Consider the following 20,685-nt stretch of genomic DNA (forward strand, 5'->3'; position numbering starts at 1 on the left):
TTCTCCTGCCGCCTAAGGCGCGTTCTCCCACTCAGGAGTCAAGCTGCGATAGTTAAATTGTGCTGCCGCCGGATGGCAAGCGACACAGCTCTGCACATTAATGGGCTGGGAAAACTCGACTTTGGGATGCAGCGCTTTGAAATAGCGAGACTGCCGCAGCCTATAAGGCACCTGCTCACCCTGGTTTGTAGGACGGGAATAAGTTGAAATGTATTTCCAAACAATTTCTAGCGAAGGCTGAGTTAGCACTGTAAGCTGAGCGCCGTAGTGCTGCGAGTCCGGCAAGAGCTGCGCCCAGGTCTGGAGGGGCATGACGGCAGGCGGTAAGGCGACATGACAGGTGGCACAGTTTTTTAGATAAAGCTCTTGCCCAAGCTGATAGCGAGCCGGAACGATGTCGGTTGTTTCTGTAGCCGTCTCTACGATTGCGGCAGGCATCTGGGCTTGAGCCAAACCCCAGCCCAAGAGAGCGCTCCAACAGAGAACGAGGAAGAACAGAATCACAGGGCGGCGGCGAAACTGGCGACGGGGCGGCAAAACCTTAAGTTGAGGCAGTCGAAATGGCATAAGTTTGCGTGCCACCTAAATCTATGGCTGAAATCTAGAAGTCTCTAGCACGATAACTCTGCAAGGTCAGTTTGTCATGAATTTCTTCCGATTGGCGATCGCATCTCTCATCAATGGCAACCGCCAAGGCGGCTAGGACGGGGACATTTTGGTGGGGCGCGAAGCGCCCCACCAAAATGTCCTAAGCAAACTCATGAGTAGATCTCCAAAATATCGCCCTAAAATCCAAAATCGCAAATTTAAAGGGGCATAATGCAGCCGAATGGCAACTTGGCTACATATTGGTTCCACAAAAAGGAGCGAAAATCAAGGTCTGTTTCTCCTGCCTCAATCAGCTTTTCTGGAGGAAGAAAGATTGACTATCACCGATTGTCGCCACGTGCAGTTTTGCATCCACGATGGAAGCATTAGTCCAATTAGCGCCAGTCAAGTTAGCGCCAGTCAAGTTAGCGCCAGCGAATCCAGTGCCCGTGAGATCGATTTTAACCAGTTGCAGGCTTTATTTCAGGTCACGGCTTTCTGGGCAAGCGATCGCTCCCTTGAAGACTGGGCAACGGCGATCGCCCACAGCAAGCCTGTCGTCACCGTGTGGGATGGCGATCGGCTAATTGGCTTTGCTCGCGCCACGTCTGATGGCATCTACCGCGCCACAATCTGGGATGTGGTCATTCATCCCGACTATCAAGGAGCCGGACTGGGGCGCAAGCTGGTAGAAACCGTCCTCATGCACCCTCACATGAATCGTGTGGAACGCGTTTATTTGATGACAACGCATCAGCAGCATTTTTACGAGCGCATTGGGTTTGAGTGCAATTCCAGTACCACAATGGTGCTGTTTAATCGGCAGGTTTCTCAGGCAGGATTGCCTGTTGCAGAGCCGCACAGCGCCCCTCAATCAGCGTCGCCCTAACCATTGCGCAACTCGGATGCGCGTCGAGACATAGAGCGGTAGCTGATAATGCTCGACCACAAGCCAGCTCACCATCAGAAAATGAATGCCAAACGTGCAGATGACCCAGACTTTTGGGAACCAAGCCCAAGTGCTGGTGGGTAAGGGCGGAAAGAGCGCTGAGGACAGCCAGACGATCGAGCCAGGTAGCGTCACTAAAATAATGCCAATCAGCCAAACCACCAACGTCAGGCTAGGGGCATCTCGGTAGACCGATTGCCACTTTTGACCGTTCCATCGCCAAGACATCGGCTGAGAGCTATCGACCACCTGAATCGATTGGGTGGGCAAATTGGCGCTAAAAATATGCCGACAAAAGCTGCAAGCAAATGCATCCATCAGCGTCATTGCCGAAATTTGACCATGCCGACAGACCGGACAGACGTAGGAGTCCTGATAGTTGAGAGCAGACTCAGACAGCAGGGTCGATGTAGGCTGAAGCGGTGTCTTGGGCAAGGGGTTTAAAAATAGGGTTTGAGACGGCACGATCGCTAAGGTGCTGTCCAAATTGTAGACCTATCCTCCTATCTCAGCTACTTATCCTATCTCAGCTACTTAGTAGGTCTGATCTACCCACGGGAGCCGATCGCCTTAATCACCTCTGCACCATCTTGTTCCAAAATCACCACAGGCTCAGCGCCCATTTCGACGCGCTTCACCAGAACTCTGCCATTTGACAGACGATCGCCCACGCTGACATAGCGGCTGGTGCGCTCATCTGGAGCTTTAATAATAATGCTAGTGGTGTTTCCAGCCTGAACGACTCCGCTAACCTCGATCGCCTGAGCAGCGCTAATGGGTGGCACGGCAGGAATAGCGCTGGTAGGTGCGGTCACACTTGCCGGAGGCTGGAATGCCGGGAAGGTTCTAGGGACAGAAACCGTTGCAGTGGCTGGCGCAGAGGACGCAGGAAGGGGGATAACGCTAGGTGCGATCGGCGGGGTTTGAACGGCAGCTCTTGTGATGCTGGTCGGAGCCATTAGGAGCGGGGCGAAGGGATCAGGGCGATTCGTTACCACCTCCGGCAGACGCTCCGGGGCGGCAGTGGCCGGAATCAAGTTAGGAACAGGAACTGGCTTCAGCGCCGTCGAGGTCAAAGGCTGCTGAATAGCTGGCGGAGCCACTGCATTTTCTAGCGACACTTCGGGAGTCGATACGTTGGCAGGGCGGCTGGTGCAGCCCGCCGCTACAGATAAGAGAAAAGCTGTGCTGGCGATCGCCCCAACTTGCCTCACCTGGCTTACTCTCATTCCCGGTCTGATCCTGATATGCCTGATTTTCATCGATTGCGCCTTCATTGTTAACCTTCCTCACCATATTTTTCAGGAGCACTTAAGGGTCGCGCCTCAAAACCCAGCAGAGATCCCTGACTTCAAATGATAGTCATCCTGGCTAAAGAAGGAACAAGAATTTCGAGAATGCCGACAATTTCCTTTAATTTAGGGAAAAGTCCGAGCGGAGCCGCAGATCAATATCGGTTTCAGGCTCTACTACCACCACTTCAACCTCCTGCCGTCCGCGCAAAAGCACTTCTGCCAAAACGCCTAGTCCCGCGCCGCCAATCACTTCTAGAGGATTGATCTTGCCAAAGATTTCTGCCAAGACGGCTGCCGCACCGCCCCCGATCGCCGCACCTCTAAGAATGTCGGGATTGCTGCGCCTGCTGATGGTTTCAGTCTTCGTGATAGGGCTAGAGGTGGCATCAATGGCGCTGCGATTGTTCTGAAGAATGACGTTTTCGGCGAAAAACTGCGTGCCGCCCTCTACGGGCTGAAATTTGCCTTCAATTTGGCTACCTGTCGGAATTAGCACGGTGCCTCTTGCGGTTAATACATCTCGCGTCACGGTCAGCGTCACAGGCAGCGTTTCATCTTTTTTCAGAATAATTCTCTCTGCTTTGTCGTAGCGTAGCGGAATCAGCGTTCCGGTGGGCACTGCCGATCGCCGCCAGGTATCTGGGAAAGTCTGCGCTGGAGAAGTTCGTGTGGGGAACGATGGCGGCGGCGGAGTTGGAATGGAGGTCTGAGCGATCGCAGCCGCCACAGGAACAAGTAGAGACGAGGCGATCGTCATTACCATAGCAGCACCCGTAAAAGCATGGGCAGACTGCCAAAATCGAAGAGATACCATTAACCTTCCTCCACTATTTGAAATCTTAGTTTTTAAAAGCGTCAGTCAACACAGCTTCTGGCTTTCGCCAAAATTCTAGCTGCGATGACCGTCGTGACCGAGATTCTGCCGAAAAGTTCCCGATGCTTGAGATAAGGTTGGCTCAGATTGCGTCTAAAACTAATTCTCGACAGGCTTTCAGACCCAAACTGGGATTTTGTCGGTAGAGGGCTTCGGGTGTCCAGACTTGAAGTTGGCGATCGCTCCCAATCCAGTAAAGATATTTCACCTCTGGGTCATACTGCACCCCCACCCGCAGATTAGAGTAATCGTCCTCGCAAATCTCAAACCCAAACCTGACGACAATTTGAGCCACCAAACACTCTGGCGTATCGCAGATTTCTCCCAATGTGTCGCGCTCTTGCCAGAAGGTTTCCAAAAATTGGCTCAGCGTGGGTAGTACTTTATCCGGTGAGCCGTTGCGGCTGGCGTAAATGATGGCTGGATTGCCTTCAACAATGATGTGGCATGAGATATGGGGCATGGGCTAACTCCCAGGTGGCAGTAGAGATTTTGAAATAAAGATTGTAAAATTACGGCTTGAACGTATGGACGGAAGCGCTAAGACTTTCCAACCCTTTGTGCCGTGCGCAGAATTTGTCCGGCTAATATGGCTGCTCCGAATCCATTATCGATATTTACGACACCCACGCCCGCCGCGCAGGAGTTGAGCATGGTCAGCAGCGGCGCAAGTCCGTTGAAGCTTGCCCCATAGCCAATGCTGGTAGGAACCGCGATCACGGGGCAATCGGCTAGACCCGCAACTACGCTAGGTAATGCCCCTTCCATCCCTGCAACCACAATTAGCACATCAGCATCATAGATCACTTGGCGGTTATCCAGCAGCCGATGGATACCCGCCACGCCCACGTCCCAGAGCCGCTTTACCTGAAACCCTGAAAGCTCTGCCGTGATTGCCGCCTCTTCCGCCACCGCAAGATCTGCCGTTCCGGCGGACAGCAGCGTGATGGTGCCCAGATACTTTGGCTGTAGCTCAGACGGATGCAGAGCGCAGATTTTTGCCATTTTGTAGTAGCGCAAATCTGGAATTTTTGCCTGAAGCTCGGCGTAAACCGCTGGCTCAATTCGGGTTGCCATGACGATCGGGCTACGCTGCCGCATGGTCAGGATGATCTGAATAATCTGCTCAGGCGTTTTGCCCAAGCCCCAAATTGTCTCTGGGAAACCTGTGCGCAGCGATCGATGGTGATCAACTTTGGCAAATTCGGCAACAGGCTCAAAGTCAAAGTGTTTGAGCTTATCAAGGGCTGCCTCTGGGCTAACTTCTCCCAGAGCCACGGCGTTGAGCAGATCTTGGAGAACTTCGGGTTGAGTCACAGGGAGATGGAGGATTGAGGGCACTCCCTATTTTATCGAGTTCCCTTCGGGTGTAACTATTTAAGTTATGGCTGTCGCCAGTTTGCTTAGGACATTTTGGGTGGGGCGCTGCACTTCCCCACCCAAAATGTCCCCGTCCTAGCCGCCTTGGCGGTTGCGATAAAGGCTCAGCTACCCCGCGTCGGCAGTTAAATCAGCAAGGACACGAAGATTGGGGACTTCCAGGTTGGGCTGCGCGATCGCTTCCTTTGCCGCTCCTGATCCCGTCATGCCGACTCTGCGGTTGACCCAGACATTGGCAAGCTCTAAGGCATTTGCAGGCGCAATATCGTGATATAAACTGGCGGCTACATGGAGAATCTGCGCTTTGGGTAAGCCAATGCGATCGAAAGCCACCTGAAAATTATTGAGGGACGGCTTATAGCTTTTTACCTGCTGAGCCGTAATCACCTGATCAAATTCGACCTGCAAATGCTCAGCCGTACCTGCAAACAGATCATCATCAACGTTGGAAATAATCACCAGCTTGAATCGCTGCTTGAGCTGCTTGAGCGCCTCAACGGTGTCTGGGAAGGGTTGCCAGTGTTGGATGGAGTTCGGCAAAGCCTCTTGCTGAGCGGCAGAAGGTTGGAAGTGGAGGCGATCGCCAAACCGCCTGACTACCCCCTTCAGTACTTCACGGTAGCTCTTGTACTCCTCTTCCTCAGCGGATTCAAATTCTGCAAACAGCTCAAGAATTTTCTCATCTTCTATTTGAATATTATGGGAGGCAAAAATGGCACGTAGAGCGGTTAATACTCCGCCTTCCCAATCAATCAGAGTCCCGTAGCAGTCAAACGTTAGAACCTGGTATTGATCAAAATTCAGCATGGGTAAAAATTAGGTAATTTAAGCGGTAGAAATGCGTTAACTTAAGCTGCAAAAATACTCGACTGATCTCGAAATGATTTGAACTCTAGAGCGTTGCCGCTGGGATCTTGAATAAAGAGTGTCGCCTGTTCACCCACTTCACCTGTAAACCGAATATGGGGTGGAATTATGAAAGTCTGATCTTTGAGGCGATCGACCAACTGATGCCAGATCTCCCACTCTAAAATGATGCCGAAATGCCGCACGGGAACAGCATCCCCGTCCACAAGATTTGTGTCAGTGGCAGCGCATAATTCGGGCTTTAGGTGCGCCGTAATTTGATGACCATAGAAGTCAAAATCAATCCAGCGATCGCTCGTTCGTCCGACTGCACATCCCAGTACGGTGCAATAAAACGATCGCGTTTGCGCTAAGTCAATCACGGGAAATGCTAGATGAAAGCGAGGAATCGGATGAGTCATGGTGGGGAGTGGATGGGTGGGGAGTGGGTGGGTGAGGAGTGGATGGGTGAGGAGTGGATAGGTGGGGAGTGGATGAGTGAGAAGGATATTTATCATATTTGATATCTATTTTGACCACCCTACCCATCCACCCATCCACTCCCTTCCCCTTACCTCCCCCCCTCTTCATCGGCTTGCAGTTGATCAATCAAGGCTTGACCTTCCGTATTGTGTTCTCGTGCAATCTGTTCGGCAAGGCTAGAATTACCGGAGCAAATGGCTTTCACTAGGTCAATGTGCTGCGCCACAATTTCTGTCAGGTCGGCTTGCAGGGCATTACAGGAGGCAATATAGAGCCGAATTTGATGTCCGACAATCTGATACTGCTGCTGAAGACGGCGGTGTCCTGAAAGCTGAAAGATCGTGGTGTGGAGAGCAAAATCAGCGTCAGCGATCGCCTGCCAATCTGCCGTTTTTGCAGTCTGAATCAGTTCTTGCAGTGCCGCCTCTAACACTGCTGCTTTTTCGAGCGTCATGGTTTCGGCTGCTAGTCGAGCTGCCAAGCTTTCTAGAGCGTTACGCAACGTGTAAAGCTCCCAGGCATCTTGTGCCGTTAGCCCCGCCACAAGGCAGCCGCGATAGGGAAACTGCACCACTAGCCCCTCATGGGTCAACTGCTGCAAAGCCGATCGAATAGTGCCGCGACTAAGGCTGAGCCGATCGGACAAGTCAACTTCTAACAGGCGCTCACCGGGTGGCAGCACGCCGCTAAGAATTTCATTTCGCAGTAGATCTGCCACCTGCACATCGAGGCTACGGGGAATAATGGCAGGCTTTTGTTTGGCGTTCATTGTGACCTTCAATTGTGGGGACTGGTATTCATTACACTTTTATTCATTACGCTTTACATTCATTACACTTTGAGGACTACCCAATTGTGCAGGGGTCTTGCGCAAAAGTATTGTGCAGGAGTTTAGTCTCGGTAGGAGGAATCATCGCGATCGAGCAGACGCATCAACGCCCCCCACTGGAGCTGTCCTAGATTCTCCATATCGATATCCTGTTGCTGAGCTGAGGTCTGACACACTGCCGCTGAGGGCATAACCAGCTTGCTGCCGCTGGATTGTGCCAAGATTTGAATCTCGCAGGATTTCTCTAAGTAGTACATGAGAATGAAAGCTTCAGGAATAGTGCGTCCTGCGGTGAGTAGCCGGTGATTGCGCATTATCATTGCCTTACGCTTCCCCAAATTGTTCACCAAGCGTTCTCGTTCGGCAAGATCAAGCGACACCCCTTCGTAGTCGTGATAGGCAAGACGATCGTAAAACTGAAGCGCAAATTGGGAAACGGGCAGCAAACCGCATTCTAGTAGCGAAACGGCAGTGCCATAGCGGGAATGGGTGTGCAGCACACAAGAAATGTCGGTACGTGCCGCGTGAATAGCGCTGTGAATGACAAATCCCGCAGGGTTGACGATCTGGCTGCCAGGTTCAACAAGATTTCCCTCTAGATCCACTTTGAGCAAACTAGAAGCCGTAATCTCGTGAAACATCATGCCGTAGGGGTTCAGCAAAAAGTGATCGGTTCCGGGCAGCCGCACCGAAATGTGAGTCTCGACCAGATCAGACATGCGAAATTTGTCGATCAGCCGATAGGTGGCAGCAAGCTGAATTCGCAAAGCCTGTTCGTCTAAGGCTTTTGCGGGTGGCATACAGTTCTGGAGAGTCAGATCGATCGACTGGCGCATAAGATACTTGCCTGTAGATTACTTGCCTAGAGCAAAACCATAGAGGTCAGTCTAGAAGAAATATTGTAGATTGTCAACAATCTACAATCCAGATAGTTTGAAGCTATAAGCCTCGATCGCCTAAAGCTAGACTCTAAAGCTGGCTAAACAGTGCTAGAACTTGTGTCCAGGCATCGGCGGCGGCGGTGGGATTATAGGCAGGACGACGATCGCAGAAAAACCCATGCTCGGCTCCGGCATAGCGAAAGATTTTGTGGGGAATCTGGTGCTGTTGCAGTGCCGCCTCAATTTGCTCCACATGGTCTGGCGGAATGCTGGCATCGTCCAGCCCAAAAAAGGCGTAAAGGATGCTCTGAATCTCTGGCGTGTGGGCGATCGTCGGTTCGCCACCACCGGGCGTAAAGGTGGGGATGCCCGCACCGTAGAACGAAGCCGTGGCTTTGATACCTGGCAGCGTCGCCGCTAGGTAGGCAACATGTCCGCCAAAGCAGAAGCCAATACAGCCGATTGCCCCTGTCACGGAAGGCAGAGTATAAAGGTAATCCACCGTACTTTGAATATCTGAAATCAGCTCATCGGCGCGAGTCTGGTCTTTATAAATCCGTCCTTGCTTAATGGCTTCAGGGTCATACCCGCTTTCATAGCCGGGGGCAAGGCGCTGATAGAGGGCAGGCGCGATCGCCACATACCCCGCTTTAGCAAAGCGCTCTACAACATCGCGGATGTGGGCGTTGACCCCAAAAATCTCTTGGAGGACGATAATTGCAGGGAAGGTTGAGGTGGCGATCGGTTCTGCCAAGTAGGCAGAGATCTGCAAATCTCCGTTAGGTACCTGAGCTTGTGTGATGCGGATGGTGGTTTCAGTCATGTTTTACCTTTAGGATCTAGTTTTGGCGATCGCTGCCACTCTACCGCCTCCTGGGGGCACTGATGCTCACTTCCTCCAGATACACATACCATGCTGCTTTCATGGTTAATTTTTTTTGAAAGGAGCGCTCCTTTCAAAAAAAATTAACCACCCTGATTTTGAGAAACTTCTAACCTTTTCAAACCTTGCAGAAATTGAGAGGCTGGAGGACAAAATATAGAATGTTCAGTTGAGGTGCGCGGTTGGTAAACCTCTGGAAGTAACGGCAAAACGCGATCGCCCCAACACAAGTCCAGCGCTAGATCGGCGGCGACATCTAGCGGATCGATCCAGGGCAAGGACGGATCAGCAATTTGGGGTAGGGCAACGGAGAGTTCTGTGCATCCTGCGATCACTAGCTCCGCCCCTTGGTGTTGCAGCCACTCCACCGCCTGTTTTAGATGAGCCAGCGCTCGGTTAGAGACTTGAATGCCAGAGGATTTAATCCCCCACTTCGGATGATAAATGCTCTGCATCACCTGCTGCTGAGGGGGAGAAGCGATCGCCGGACAGATGGGAATCAACCCAACATTCAGCAAGCTGCGGCTATATAAGCCTGTCTGCAACGTGCCGTCAGTGGCTAAAATGCCGATTCGTTTCACGTCATATTGTTCGGCGATGAACCGAGAGGTGCAGTGCATCAGATGCAGCCAGGGAACTTGTAGATGAGGCTGCACCTGGGCATAGAAAGCATGGGCTGTATTGCAGGGAATGATCAAAAAGTCTGCACCTGCTCGTTCTAGGATTTGCCCATATTGCACTAGCCAGGGGGTACAGTCGGATACCTGTCCGGCGAGGCTCTGAGTCCGATCGGGGATAGAACTCGCGCTTACCAAAATCCAGACCGGATGATCCTGATCGGCACAGGCTCCCCGCGCAACATTTTTGGCAATTAGCCGCCGCTCAAACTCAATGTGCGCCAAGGGTCCCAGCCCACCCAAAATGCCAGGGATAAGCTGCTTTTGTCCTACAATCGCCATCTGAGTTAATGCAGGTAAAATCGAATGCCAATGACGATCGCCACCAGCATGACAATGGGAATCGCGATCGCCGCCATGCCGTTGTGACTCTTGAACACTCTCGATTCATGGCTGACAACCGCTTTCTTGATCGTCTCATGCATCTCTTCTCGCAGCTTGGTTAGCTCTGCATCCAGGCTGTCCGTGCTGTAAAGCTGACGGAGGCGATCGAACACATCCCGCGCCATCACCAGGCTGTTTTCAGGATGGTTAAACAAGGTATCTAGAATTTCTTCATGGCTAAAGATGATCACTTTAGTCGCTTCAGCGGCTTTTGCGGTTGAGGAGCGAACTTTGCGATCGATGAGCTCAACTTCGCCAAATACTTTACCTGCACCGATCGCTTTAGCCACCACCTGCCCCGTTTCGGGATAGGTATCAATCAGCTCAATTTTGCCGCTCTTAATCAGGTAAACAGCTTGACTTGTCTCGCCTTCAGCGTAGATGACTTCGCCCGCAGTGTAGGTGCGCTTTTCCATGAGTCCTAATATTTTTCGGATTTGCGATAGTTTTGCGGCTATTGTTCCCATACTGTATCCAAGTCTATCGGGCAGCACAAAAGCTAACTGATGCCGCCCACCGCGCTCTGTAGGAGTTGTTTATGTCACAAATTATCTCAGTCCATTCCTTTCGAGGAGGGACTGGCAAATCAAACCTGACTGCAAACATTGCGGTTGCAGTTGCAAGTCAGGGCAAGCGAGTGGCGATCGTCGATACCGACATTCAGTCGCCGGGAATTCATATCATTTTTGGATTGGATGAAGAGACTTTTAGCTATTCGCTAAATGACTATCTTTGGGACAAGTGCAGCATTGAAAAAGCGGCTTACGATGTTACGTCAGAACTGAAGACGGGCAATGGCTCAACGGCAGATCTGTCAGGTACGGTCTATCTTGTGCCCTCTAGCTTGAAGGCAGGAGAGATTGCCAAGATCCTGCGAGAAGGATTTGATGTGGGGTTGCTCAACGATGGTTTTCAGGAATTAACGGAGCGCCTCAATCTAGATTACCTGTTTATTGATACCCATCCTGGACTGAATGAAGAAACGCTGTTATCGATCGCCATTTCAGATGCCATGGTGATTATTCTGCGTCCCGATCGCCAAGACTTTTTGGGAACAGCAGTCACCCTAGAAGTGGCACAAAAGTTAGATGTGCCGGAGATTTTGCTGCTCGTTAATAAAACGCCGCCTGTATTCGATCGCAATACTGTCATGAGTCAAGTTTCTCACCGCTACGGTGTTCCTGTAGGTGGCTTATTTTACGAAAATGAGGAAATGCTGGAATTGGCAAGCAGCGGCGTATTCTGGCTGCATCATCCCGATCATCCCTTTAGCCAAGAGGTTCATGCTGTCGCCAAAAAAATTATTGGGTAACGCTGCGTATGACACCTAATACGCCTCAGCCGCCTACCCGATCAATCGCCGATCTTTTGTTCTTACCTGAGGTAGAGCGATCGCTCCTGAATTGGCTGCTGCGCCAGCGGAGCGCTACGTTGTCGGAACTGGTTGCCTATCTATCACAAACTCCTGAAGCTGCTGAGCTGCTTTTAGAAGGCTTAATGGCTGAGGGCTTTATCAAATTGAGCGAAAAAAATGGCGAATTGTCCTATCAGCCTCGGTTAATTACTCGTGTCGGGCGGCAGGTTCCCAGCAAAATTTGGGATGCGCTAGAGAACTAGGTTCGAGGCTTCAAACACACGCTTTCCACAAGAAATATTATGATTACTCACGATGTCGCGATCGAATCCCCTTGCCCTACCCAGTTTTGGCAGTGGCGCGGATTCTCCATTGGCTATCAGACGGCGGGCACTCAGGGAGATGCTGTACTGCTGATCCACGGCTTGGGTGCATCTAGCGATCACTGGCGCAAAAACATTGCAGCACTCGCCCAACACCATCGGGTATATGCGATCGATCTGATTGGCTTTGGGCAGTCGGCTAAGCCAAAGCCCGGAGAGGCAATCAACTACCGTTTTGAAACCTGGGGCGAACAAATTAATGATTTTTGCCGAGAGGTGATTGGCGAATCGGTCTTTCTGGTGGGTAACTCCATCGGCTGTTTGGTGGCGCTCCAGGCAGCAGTGTTCCAGCCCAAGCAGGTGAAAGCGATCGCCTTGCTAGACTGCGCTCTACGGCTCCAGCATCAGCGTAAGCTGTCCTGGTATCGCAAGCTGACCTTTCCCTGGATACAAAAGATTCTTGCCTATCCCCCGATCGGACGTTTCTTTTTCTCTAAGTTAGCCCAACCTAAAGTCATTCGGCAGGCGTTGCTCAAAGCATACGGACGTAAGGAAGCCGTTACCGACGAGCTAGTAGAAATTTTGCTGAAACCCGCTCGTGATCCGGGTGCGGCAGATGTGTTTTTGTCCTTCATCACCTATTCTCAAGGGCCGTTGCCCGAAGACTTGCTGCCTCAGATTCAGTGTCCTGTTTTGCTGGCGTGGGGCAAAGTCGATCCCTGGGAGCCGTTTGCTCTGGGTCAAAAGCTGGCAGAATTTGCGGCAGTCGATCGCTTCATGCCGCTAGAGGGCATTGGTCATTGTCCGCAAGACGAAGCCCCAGAAGTGATCAATCCGCTGTTGCTGGAGTGGTTTAGTGAAAAGGCGATCGCCTCTCCTGTTCAAGATTAATATCCTGCATTGAGCCGCAGCTTTTGAAAAAACTATCGCCTCTCGTTTTCATTTTCCTCACGATTCTGATCAACCGAATCGGTATTAGTATTCTCTTTCCAGTTCTCCCTTTCCTTATCGCAGAGTTTCGATCAGATGCCTTAACCTTGGGACTACTGACCTCCTCTTTTGCGATCGCTCAGTTCCTCGCAACTCCGGCGATCGGCGCCCTTTCCGATCGCTATGGTCGTCGTCCGGTGATGCTGATTTGCGTTCTCGGCAGCGCCATTTCCTACTTCATGTTTGGCTGGGCGGGTGCATTGTGGGTGATGTTCCTCTCTCGCATCATTGATGGCATCACGGGCGGTGTTGCAGCGACGGCTCAAGCCTATATTGCCGATACTTCTGCGCCAGGAGAGCGATCGAAAAACTTTGGTCTAACGGGCGTGGCGTTTGGCTTGGGGTTTGTCCTAGGTCCCGCACTAGGGGGCGCACTTGCCGGAATTGATCTCCGACTGCCCGTGTTTTTTGCCGGAACTTTGGCGCTGATAGACGTAATTTTGGGCTACTTTACCCTACCCGAATCGCTCAGCCCTGAGAAGCGTCGCAAATGTCACCTCCAAGACTTAAATCCGTTCAATCAAATTACCGATCTGCTGCAAAACGAAAAAATTAGGGGCTTGCTCTGGGCAACTTTTTTGTTCAATTTCGCCTTCTCTGGATTCACCAGTATCTTTGTGCTGTTCTTGAGCGATCGCTTCGGCTTCCAAGCCTCTTCTGCGGCACTGGTATTTGTCTTCATCGGCGTAGTGTCCACCGTTGTGCAGGGCGGCTTAATTCGTAAGCTCATTCCTCGCTATGGCGAAGCGAAACTGACGATTGCGGGCTTTATCACCCTGGCGATCGGCTTTGGCTTAATTGTGCTAATTCCTGCAAACTCTGTGCTGTTCTACCCGACGCTCTACGCCAGTCAGGGCTTGCTGTCCCTGGGAGTTGGCTTGCTGCTGCCCTGCCTCCGGGGATTGATCTCTAACCGCGTATCCGATCGCGAACAGGGCAGAACCATTGGCAGCGCTCAGGGGATTCAAAGCATTGCGACGATTCTAGGGCCTTTGTGGGCAGGCTGGAGCTTCGATCACCTAGGCGCCATCTTCCCCTTCTGTTTTGGAACGGTATTTATCTTATTAGCTCTCGTTTGTACTTTAGTTAACCTGCGCCATGCTCACCCAGAAGCTGCAATTTAATCTGCTCTCGATCGGTAAACTCATTTATTCCTTCTATACCCTGGCTCATCTGACGCTTCTAGCTTGGGGAACTTATCATTTCGCTCAATTTCCTAGCCCCAGCCTAGCAATCTTGCTGCTCGTTTTAGGCGGCTTAGTCTACGATAATTTAATTATTTTTATCGGCGGCTCGATAGGGATGGGCGATCGCCTGCTCTTCCTCCATAAAATTCGCTACTGGCTACATGGCTTGCTCTCGCCGCTGCTTCTAGTATTCGCAGTACAAGTTCTTCATACAGCTCATGTCAGATGGGATTCTCCCTGGAGCGATCGCCTCAGTGTTGCTCTAGCGTTCACACTCATTGTTATTGAAGTGTGCGATCGGATGATCAAGCTTAATCTCAAACCTATCACCTTTGCCGGAACTTTGCGCTATAAAGAAGTGGTTCCTAGCAAAGAGATTCCGGTGATTTTAGTCATACTCTGCGTGGGGGCGATCGGTGCAGTAGTTTGGCAGCAGCTTGGCTGGTCATGGATGTTTTGGGGAGCGCTCCTCATGATGCTAGGGAGCGCAGTTCCAACTACTACAAAAGCAGGGCCTAGCGTTGGCTCTGGCGTAGAGGTTTTGCTCGGACTCAGCCTGTTGGCGACACAAATCGCTCTACTCAAGTGATCTGCACTAGCCCTTGATACTCCGTCAGCAGCTCATCATAAGTCAGGCTATCGGCACTATTTTGTGGACTCCAGAGCAGCTCAAACACCATGAGATAGTCTGGCGAAATACCGCCAATGCGCTTCAGGGCAGCCTGCAAATCTTGGGCAGAGAGAATCTTATCCGTAAAGAGGGGGCGATCGTCGGCTGTTCCCAAAATCAGCGTGACGACAATATAGGAAGCAGGCGCATCATCATCATTCTTGGCTGGAGCCTGACGCTGCACCCGTCCACCGACATTTGCCAGCGTTTCAGCGCTAAATTTGCTGCGCTCCTCGATGGAAATCTCCTGAAAGACTTGCCCTGCCTGTTCGCGGCTTTTGACAGTTTGAGAGTTGACGCGCACATGCGTCCAGTTTTCGGGGGCACGCAGGAGCGCCAGCACCGTTTCCTGCAAAAGCTGAGAAAGACCCGTCTGAGTGGAGGTATCTGCCTGTTCCGTCAGCTCAGTCAGGTTTTCCTGAATGTATCGGGCTTGCGCCAGCAGAGCCACCTGAAGCCGCGTCACGGTAACAATATCATTGTCGAGTTCGCCTGCCGCTGCGCCGCTGCCATAGCCGCTAGACAGACCTCTGCCGCCCGATCGCATGAAATACATCCACATGATCGGCAGAATTGCGCCACCGCCTACGATGAGCAGCAGCAAAAGGGAGCCAAAGCCACCCCCAATTCCGTAGCCATAGCCGCCGTAGCCGCCATAGCCGCCTGGAATCGGTACAGGTACTGGATAAGAGCGCGGATAGGAGTCTCTATAGGAAGGATTGTAGGGGGCAGGATTGCTGTAGGAGGGTGCAGACCGGGAAGGGGCGCTGCTGCCTCCGCCCGAAGGCCTACTAAAGGAACCGCCACCCGCTCGACCTCCAGAGCTGCGGGCTTCAGCCCGATCGCCTTCGGCGACAAGCCCCAGCGATCGATCGGGCAAGCCATATTTCACGTCAGCCCTCTGGGAAATGCCTAAGCCGAGAGAATTGACTAAGACCAAAGCCAGGGTTGCGGTTCCCAGAAGTCGGAGTTTTGCGAGGGTGCCCATAATCAGCCTACTGCCTTTACCTGCGGTTATTCGCCGTTAACTTTTGCTCTTAACTTTTACTCTTAGCTTTTGCGTGTAAAGCTCTAAACTAGACTACCTCATCTAGTCTGTAGCAATCACAACATTGCGCGATCGCAATCTTGAGCAATCTATCTTGAGCAATCTATCTTGAGCAAAGTGTGCTATGGCTTGAATGCCATAGCTTGAATATAGCGCACCTGGCAATCAGGTAGAGTTTTAGATGGAGTCTCAGATGGAGCTAGTGAGCCATTCCCAGCATATTGCCGAGCGATCGGGCAATATTGGCAGGCTGCATGGCATCTAGAGCGGCAGTCGGTTCATAGCCGCAATGCACCATGCAGTCCGCGCAGTTGGGATTACCGCTAGCGCGACCATATTGGCTCCAGTCTGTTTTCTCAACCAGCTCCTTGAAGCTAGCGTAATAGCCTTCGCTCAGCAGATAGCAAGGTTTTTGCCAGCCCAAGACGCTATAGCTAGGACTACCCCAGGGCGTACATTCGTAGTCTTTCTCGCCTGTCAAAAAGTCCAGAAAGAGGGGGCTATTGTTGAAGTCCCAGTTTTTTTTGCCTGCCTTGAGGGGAGCCAGAAGCGTCCGAAAAAGCTGATGGGTTTGTTCACGCTTGAGAAAATGATCCTGGTCGGGCGCTCGTTCGTAGCTATAGCCTGGAGAAATCGCCATGCCGTCGGTGCCTAAGACTTCTAGATAGTCGAAAAATTCCTGCATTTCTTCAGGATTGGTGCCCTCAAAAACGGTCGTGTTGGTCGTGACGCGAAACCCTTTGGCTTTTGCCGCACGAATGGCTTTGACTGCCGTATCAAATACCCCTTTGCGATCGACACACTGATCGTGATGCTCCTTCAAGCCATCCAGGTGAACCGTGAAGGCAAAGTAGGGCGAGGGCTGAAATTTGTCTAGGCTTTTTTCTAGCAGCAGTCCGTTGGTGCAAAGGTAGACATACTTTTTGCGATCGATCAGCCCTTTCACGATTTCGGCAATCTGGGGATGCATCAGCGGCTCTCCACCTGGAATGGAGACGACAGGCGCACCGCATTCTTCCACGGCAGCAAAACACTGCTCAGGGGTAAGGTTTTGCCTGAGGATGTCGGCAGGATGCTGGATTTTGCCACAGCCCGGACAGGCAAGATTACAGCGAAACAGTGGCTCCAGCATCAGGATCAGCGGAAAATGCTTACGTCCTTTTAATCGCTGCGTGACGAGGTATTTGCCAATGTCGAGAGCCTGTTTGAGTTGAATCGCCATAATAACTTGGATGCTCCAGGAGTATGGTTGAGGGAACAAAAAGAATAGAAGATCTGAATCTAGAGGCTACCTGAATTTAGAAGCTAGAGATGAATCGCTCATGACAAAGGGACTCTGAATTATGGAGAGACTATGATTTTGAGGCAATTTCACCCTCCTGCACGTATCCCCGTGAGGTAAACCAAGCGATCGCTTCCTGGAGAGCCTGCCGAATCGGCGTTTGGGGAAGCCCCAATTCCTGAAGCGCTTTAGCAGAATCATAGTACATCACCTGTTGCGCCATCCGCACCCCATCCAGCGGAACAGAAGGAGATTTGCCCAAGGGCGCAAGGACTTTTTCATCCACCCAGGCAACGCCAAGGGGTAGCCATGCGGGTATCGATCGCTGAGGAGCTGGCAGATTCGTGAGCTGGGCAAGCTGATCCAGCAGGGCTTTCAGCGTCAGATTTTGGTGTCCCAGAATATAGCGATCGCCCGACTTCCCCTGCCGCAGCGCCAGCAAATGCCCCCAGGCAACATCCTGAACATCAATAAAATTGAGACCCGTCTCCATATAAAAAGGCATTTGCCGCCGCAGAAACCGCAGGATGATATCGCCCGTGGGAGTCGGCTTAATGTCCCAAGCGCCAATTGGGCTAGTCGGATTGACAATCACCACCTCTTGCCCCGTCTGGGCTGCGTTCAGGGCTTCTTGCTCTGCCCAAAATTTGGACTTTTTGTAATGCCCCACCAGACTCTCGACCGGGCTTTGGTAGGTTTCATTGGCGATCGCCCCAGCCTGTCCGGCACCGATGGCGGCGACAGAGCTAGTGTAGACCGTTCGCTCAATTCCAGCTTGACGGGCGGCGGCTAAGACATTGCGGGTGCCCAAAACGTTGTGGCGATACAGCAAGTCCCGATCGGCTTGCCAGAGCGAATAGTGGGCGGCAACATGAAATAAAAACTGGCATCCCTGCATCTGCTGCCAGAGCTGGGGAGAATTCAAATCGCCTGTCACCCGCTCGATCTCTAATCCTTGCAGATTCTCTAGACGGCTCTCAGAGCGCACTAATGCCCTGACGCTGTAGCCCTCTTGCAGCAGCAGCCTCACTAAATTTGCGCCAATAAAACCCGTGCCGCCTGTGACAAACACCCGCGTCACCGGGCAAACCTCCGTTTGAGGAATGGCACATCATCCAGCACAGCATAGATGACGGGAACAACCAGCAAACTCAGCAGAGTAGAAGCCACCAATCCGCCAATGATAGCGATCGCCATGGGTGCTCTCAACTCAGCGCCTGCTCCCCATCCCAGCGCGATCGGCAGCATTCCCAAAATTGTAGCTGCGGTCGTCATCAAAATGGGTCGAAGTCGAACTGGCGCTGCGGTCAAAATCGCTTCTGTTCGAGGCATCCCGCCCTGACGCAGTTGATTGATGTAGTCCACAATCAAAATTGCACTTTTGTTGGTCAAACCCAGCAAAAAGATGATGCCAATCACGGAAATCATGCCAAACGGACTGCCTGTAGCCCAGATTGCCAGCATGGCACCCGCCAAGGAAAGCGGCAGGGAGAAGGCAATCACCAACGGATCAACCCAGTTGCGGAACAGGAGGAACAGCACGAGCAAGATACACCCAACCGACAAGGCAAGCGTCACGCCAAAGCTGCCAAAAATATCGCTGATTCGGGCAGAGTCGCCGCCCAGATCGATCGAGACTCCCGGCGGCAGCAGCGTTTGGGCGATCGCCACTGCCTGATCGGTCGCATCCCCAATTTCAGATTCTTGACTGAGATTAGCTCTGACATAGGCAACTCGCTGCGTGCCCAAATGCTCAACGGCGATCGGCTCACTGCCCTGCTGAGTGTCATCTCCGGTTGCCGTAATTTCCACCAACCCCGGAAGCTCTTGAATCCGGGATTTGATCGCCTGAGCCGTCTGCGTTAGGGCAGCCAGATTGCTACCTTGCAGCGTAATTTGCAGCGGCTTTTCATCGCCTGTATCCACAAATTGAATATCTTCGATGCTGGTGGTTACGCCTGCAAGCTTAGGGATCTGCTGACGAAACTGATCCTGGACTTCCGCCGTTGGCAAAGTGCGATCGCCCTTGAGCTTGACGTACAGCGTGCCTTGATTGGGCGCTCCCTGCCGTGAACCGACGATCGTGAATACCGTCTGCACTTGGGGAGATTTTCTTACAAAAGCCTCTAGCTCTGTAGCAACCTTCAGTGAATCATTGAGTGGATTGCTGGGTGGATTGCTGGGTAGATTGCTCGGTGAACTGCCTGATGGATTGCTTGGCGAACTACTCGGTGGATTACCCCGTGAAATAGCAGCCTGTCTCGGATCGATCGTCAGCGGCGCAGTATACCGAATATTAAACTCACCCCGATCGAGCTTAGGAATAAACCCTTTAGGAATGAACGGGATTAGCCCAATTCCCAGCGCTAGACTTAAAACAGCCAAGCTGATTACCCAGCCTCGATGACGCAAAGCCCAGTCTAGCAGCCTGTAGTAGGCTTGCGTAAATTTGTTCCAAGAGTCCAATTGCGGCGGCGAAGACTGCTCGGATTGCGGCTTAAGCCAGCGCACCGCTAGCAGAGGCGACAGCGTGCGGGCAACCAGCAGTGAAACCATTACGGCAGCGGAAACGGTGATGCCAAAAGGCTTGAAGAATTGACCGATCACGCCGCCCATCAGACCTACAGGCAAAAACACCGCCACGATCGTCAGAGTTGCTGCCGTCACCGTTAGCCCAATCTCACTCGTTGCCGTAATGGCGGCATGACGCGGCGATTCTCCCGCTTCCAAGTGACGGGCAATGTTTTCCACGTCCACGATCGCATCATCGACAACAATGCCAACAATCAGCGCCAGCGCCAGCAGCGTAATAGTCTCCAGGTTAAAGCCAAATATCGCCATGACAATGAAGGTTCCCAGCAATGACGTGGGAATCGCCAGGGCAGAAATCAGCGTTGCTCTCCAGTTCCAGAGAAACGGGAAAATCACGAGAACGGATAGGACAATCGCCAGTCCTAGCGCTTCGATCGTGGCGTCGGTTGCTTCTCGGATATAGTCGGCTTGAGTAGCAGCTTGAGTCAGGGTAATCTCAGGAAAATTCTGTGCCTCTATCGTCTTTTCAACCTGGCTCACAACTTCTAAAGCGTTGGCATCCCCTCGCTTGATCACCTGAATTGCTAGAGCCTCCTGACCATTGAACCGAACAGCCACCGGACTGGTGGCAGAGGCAACCCCCAGCAGCTCAACCTTGAGTACCCCTGGGAGCTTGGCGATCGCCGGAACAATCTGCTGCTGGGCGATCGGCACGATCTCTGCCAAGGGCTGGCTACTTTCGATCGCATAGCTCACCACCGCCGACTCGTTTAGGTTGAGCGGAATCACCTGAAATGCAGTACTCGTAGGCAGCTCTAGGCGTTTAACCTCAGATTCTACCTGCTGTCTAGATTCTTCTAAGTCAGTGCCAACCGCAAATGCCAGACTGACTACCGTTTGCCCCGGATAGGTCGTAGAGCGAATCTCATCTAGCCCCGGCAAAGACTTCAGCTCTTGCTCAATCGGCTGAGTCAGCTGCGATTCAGTGTCCAATACTGCCGCTAGGGGCGCGGAGGCATTCACCACCACGACCGGAAACGTAATGTCTGGAAACAGCGCATACTTCAGAGAACTGAACGCCAGCAGACCAGCAACCGTCACCGCCAGCCAAAAGCCGATCGTGAGCCAAGGATAATCGATCGCCCATCTAGAAATATTGAAGCGATCTCTAAAAGCGTTTGAGGAGTCTGACTTTCCCATTCTCAAGCAATCTCAATGGGCGGTAGTGCA

25 protein-coding genes are annotated in these 20,685 nt (G+C 52.1%); 6 read left to right on the forward strand and 19 right to left on the reverse strand.

Going from position 1 to position 20,685, the window contains the following annotated elements:
- Window positions 1–12: 12 nt before the first annotated feature.
- The 3 genes from AC5JMP_RS09085 to AC5JMP_RS09095 form a co-directional block, all read right to left on the reverse strand.
- Window positions 13–567, reverse strand: a complete 555-nt coding sequence (locus AC5JMP_RS09085) for a diheme cytochrome C (protein WP_495851132.1) — start codon at window positions 565–567, stop codon at window positions 13–15.
- Between the two features lie 34 nt (window positions 568–601).
- Window positions 602–739 (reverse strand): hypothetical protein, encoded by a 138-nt coding sequence (locus AC5JMP_RS09090; RefSeq protein WP_495851133.1) that lies wholly within the window; start codon window positions 737–739, stop codon window positions 602–604.
- Between the two features lie 159 nt (window positions 740–898).
- Entirely contained in the window at window positions 899–1,012 is a 114-nt protein-coding gene (locus AC5JMP_RS09095; RefSeq protein ID WP_495851134.1) for a hypothetical protein, read from the reverse strand.
- Between the two features lie 30 nt (window positions 1,013–1,042).
- Between AC5JMP_RS09095 and AC5JMP_RS09100 the strand changes: the two genes are divergently transcribed.
- Window positions 1,043–1,477: a GNAT family N-acetyltransferase gene (locus AC5JMP_RS09100; protein WP_495851380.1), complete on the forward strand. Its 435-nt coding sequence runs from the start codon at window positions 1,043–1,045 to the stop codon at window positions 1,475–1,477.
- Here the strand turns inward: AC5JMP_RS09100 and AC5JMP_RS09105 are convergent.
- The 12 genes from AC5JMP_RS09105 to AC5JMP_RS09160 all read right to left on the reverse strand — a co-directional run bounded on the left by AC5JMP_RS09105 (window position 1,463) and on the right by AC5JMP_RS09160 (window position 10,536).
- The gene (locus AC5JMP_RS09105) at window positions 1,463–2,023 is read right to left on the reverse strand and encodes a hypothetical protein (protein WP_495851135.1); all 561 of its coding nucleotides are present in this window, start codon (window positions 2,021–2,023) and stop codon (window positions 1,463–1,465) included. The two genes, AC5JMP_RS09100 and AC5JMP_RS09105, sit on opposite strands and share 15 nt — an antisense overlap.
- A gap of 62 nt (window positions 2,024–2,085) precedes the next feature.
- Entirely contained in the window at window positions 2,086–2,766 is a 681-nt protein-coding gene (locus tag AC5JMP_RS09110) for a hypothetical protein (RefSeq protein WP_495851136.1), read from the reverse strand.
- A 184-nt stretch (window positions 2,767–2,950) separates the two neighbouring features.
- Entirely contained in the window at window positions 2,951–3,646 is a 696-nt protein-coding gene (locus AC5JMP_RS09115; protein ID WP_495851137.1) for a hypothetical protein, read from the reverse strand.
- Between the two features lie 142 nt (window positions 3,647–3,788).
- The gene (locus AC5JMP_RS09120) at window positions 3,789–4,169 is read right to left on the reverse strand and encodes a histidine kinase (RefSeq protein ID WP_495851138.1); all 381 of its coding nucleotides are present in this window, start codon (window positions 4,167–4,169) and stop codon (window positions 3,789–3,791) included.
- A gap of 77 nt (window positions 4,170–4,246) precedes the next feature.
- Window positions 4,247–5,023, reverse strand: a complete 777-nt coding sequence (gene larB / locus AC5JMP_RS09125) for a nickel pincer cofactor biosynthesis protein LarB (protein ID WP_495851139.1) — start codon at window positions 5,021–5,023, stop codon at window positions 4,247–4,249.
- Between the two features lie 171 nt (window positions 5,024–5,194).
- Complete coding sequence (locus AC5JMP_RS09130; protein ID WP_495851140.1) at window positions 5,195–5,893, reverse strand: haloacid dehalogenase type II; 699 nt, start codon at window positions 5,891–5,893, stop codon at window positions 5,195–5,197.
- Window positions 5,894–5,934: 41 nt separating this feature from the next.
- Entirely contained in the window at window positions 5,935–6,354 is a 420-nt protein-coding gene (locus AC5JMP_RS09135; protein ID WP_495851141.1) for a VOC family protein, read from the reverse strand.
- Window positions 6,355–6,503: 149 nt separating this feature from the next.
- On the reverse strand, window positions 6,504–7,184 hold the full coding sequence (locus AC5JMP_RS09140; RefSeq protein WP_495851142.1) for a GntR family transcriptional regulator: 681 nt from the start codon (window positions 7,182–7,184) through the stop codon (window positions 6,504–6,506).
- A 122-nt stretch (window positions 7,185–7,306) separates the two neighbouring features.
- Window positions 7,307–8,080, reverse strand: a complete 774-nt coding sequence (locus AC5JMP_RS09145) for a class II aldolase/adducin family protein (RefSeq protein ID WP_495851143.1) — start codon at window positions 8,078–8,080, stop codon at window positions 7,307–7,309.
- Window positions 8,081–8,213: 133 nt separating this feature from the next.
- Window positions 8,214–8,948 (reverse strand): dienelactone hydrolase family protein, encoded by a 735-nt coding sequence (locus AC5JMP_RS09150; RefSeq protein WP_495851144.1) that lies wholly within the window; start codon window positions 8,946–8,948, stop codon window positions 8,214–8,216.
- Window positions 8,949–9,091: 143 nt separating this feature from the next.
- On the reverse strand, window positions 9,092–9,967 hold the full coding sequence (locus AC5JMP_RS09155; protein ID WP_495851145.1) for an aspartate/glutamate racemase family protein: 876 nt from the start codon (window positions 9,965–9,967) through the stop codon (window positions 9,092–9,094).
- 5 nt (window positions 9,968–9,972) lie between these two features.
- Entirely contained in the window at window positions 9,973–10,536 is a 564-nt protein-coding gene (locus AC5JMP_RS09160; RefSeq protein ID WP_495851146.1) for a cyclic nucleotide-binding domain-containing protein, read from the reverse strand.
- Between the two features lie 71 nt (window positions 10,537–10,607).
- Here AC5JMP_RS09160 and AC5JMP_RS09165 point away from each other — a divergent pair, with 71 nt between their 5' ends.
- Genes AC5JMP_RS09165 through AC5JMP_RS09185 form a run of 5 tightly spaced genes read left to right on the forward strand, consistent with a single transcriptional unit; the run spans window position 10,608 to window position 14,512 of the window.
- Window positions 10,608–11,381, forward strand: coding sequence for a MinD/ParA family ATP-binding protein (locus AC5JMP_RS09165; protein ID WP_495851147.1), 774 nt, complete (start codon window positions 10,608–10,610; stop codon window positions 11,379–11,381).
- 8 nt (window positions 11,382–11,389) lie between these two features.
- On the forward strand, window positions 11,390–11,686 hold the full coding sequence (locus AC5JMP_RS09170) for a hypothetical protein (protein ID WP_495851148.1): 297 nt from the start codon (window positions 11,390–11,392) through the stop codon (window positions 11,684–11,686).
- Between the two features lie 39 nt (window positions 11,687–11,725).
- Window positions 11,726–12,637 carry an alpha/beta fold hydrolase gene (locus AC5JMP_RS09175; RefSeq protein WP_495851149.1) on the forward strand — a complete coding sequence of 304 codons (912 nt, stop codon included), beginning with the start codon at window positions 11,726–11,728 and terminating at the stop codon, window positions 12,635–12,637.
- A gap of 23 nt (window positions 12,638–12,660) precedes the next feature.
- Window positions 12,661–13,860, forward strand: a complete 1,200-nt coding sequence (locus AC5JMP_RS09180) for an MFS transporter (protein ID WP_495851150.1) — start codon at window positions 12,661–12,663, stop codon at window positions 13,858–13,860.
- Window positions 13,835–14,512, forward strand: a complete 678-nt coding sequence (locus tag AC5JMP_RS09185; protein ID WP_495851151.1) for a hypothetical protein — start codon at window positions 13,835–13,837, stop codon at window positions 14,510–14,512. The genes AC5JMP_RS09180 and AC5JMP_RS09185 overlap by 26 nt, the downstream gene beginning before the upstream one ends.
- On the opposite strand, the gene AC5JMP_RS09190 is transcribed toward AC5JMP_RS09185, so the two are convergent.
- From AC5JMP_RS09190 to AC5JMP_RS09205, 4 genes are all read right to left on the reverse strand, one after another.
- Entirely contained in the window at window positions 14,505–15,581 is a 1,077-nt protein-coding gene (locus tag AC5JMP_RS09190; protein WP_495851152.1) for a DUF1517 domain-containing protein, read from the reverse strand. The two genes, AC5JMP_RS09185 and AC5JMP_RS09190, sit on opposite strands and share 8 nt — an antisense overlap.
- Window positions 15,582–15,840: 259 nt before the next feature.
- On the reverse strand, window positions 15,841–16,863 hold the full coding sequence (hpnH, locus tag AC5JMP_RS09195; protein ID WP_495851153.1) for an adenosyl-hopene transferase HpnH: 1,023 nt from the start codon (window positions 16,861–16,863) through the stop codon (window positions 15,841–15,843).
- A gap of 130 nt (window positions 16,864–16,993) precedes the next feature.
- Window positions 16,994–18,004, reverse strand: coding sequence for a hopanoid-associated sugar epimerase (hpnA, locus tag AC5JMP_RS09200; protein WP_495851154.1), 1,011 nt, complete (start codon window positions 18,002–18,004; stop codon window positions 16,994–16,996).
- Window positions 18,001–20,655: an efflux RND transporter permease subunit gene (locus tag AC5JMP_RS09205; protein ID WP_495851155.1), complete on the reverse strand. Its 2,655-nt coding sequence runs from the start codon at window positions 20,653–20,655 to the stop codon at window positions 18,001–18,003. The genes hpnA and AC5JMP_RS09205 overlap by 4 nt, the downstream gene beginning before the upstream one ends.
- Window positions 20,656–20,685: the final 30 nt, after the last annotated feature.

This window comes from Drouetiella sp., from assembly GCF_059504425.1.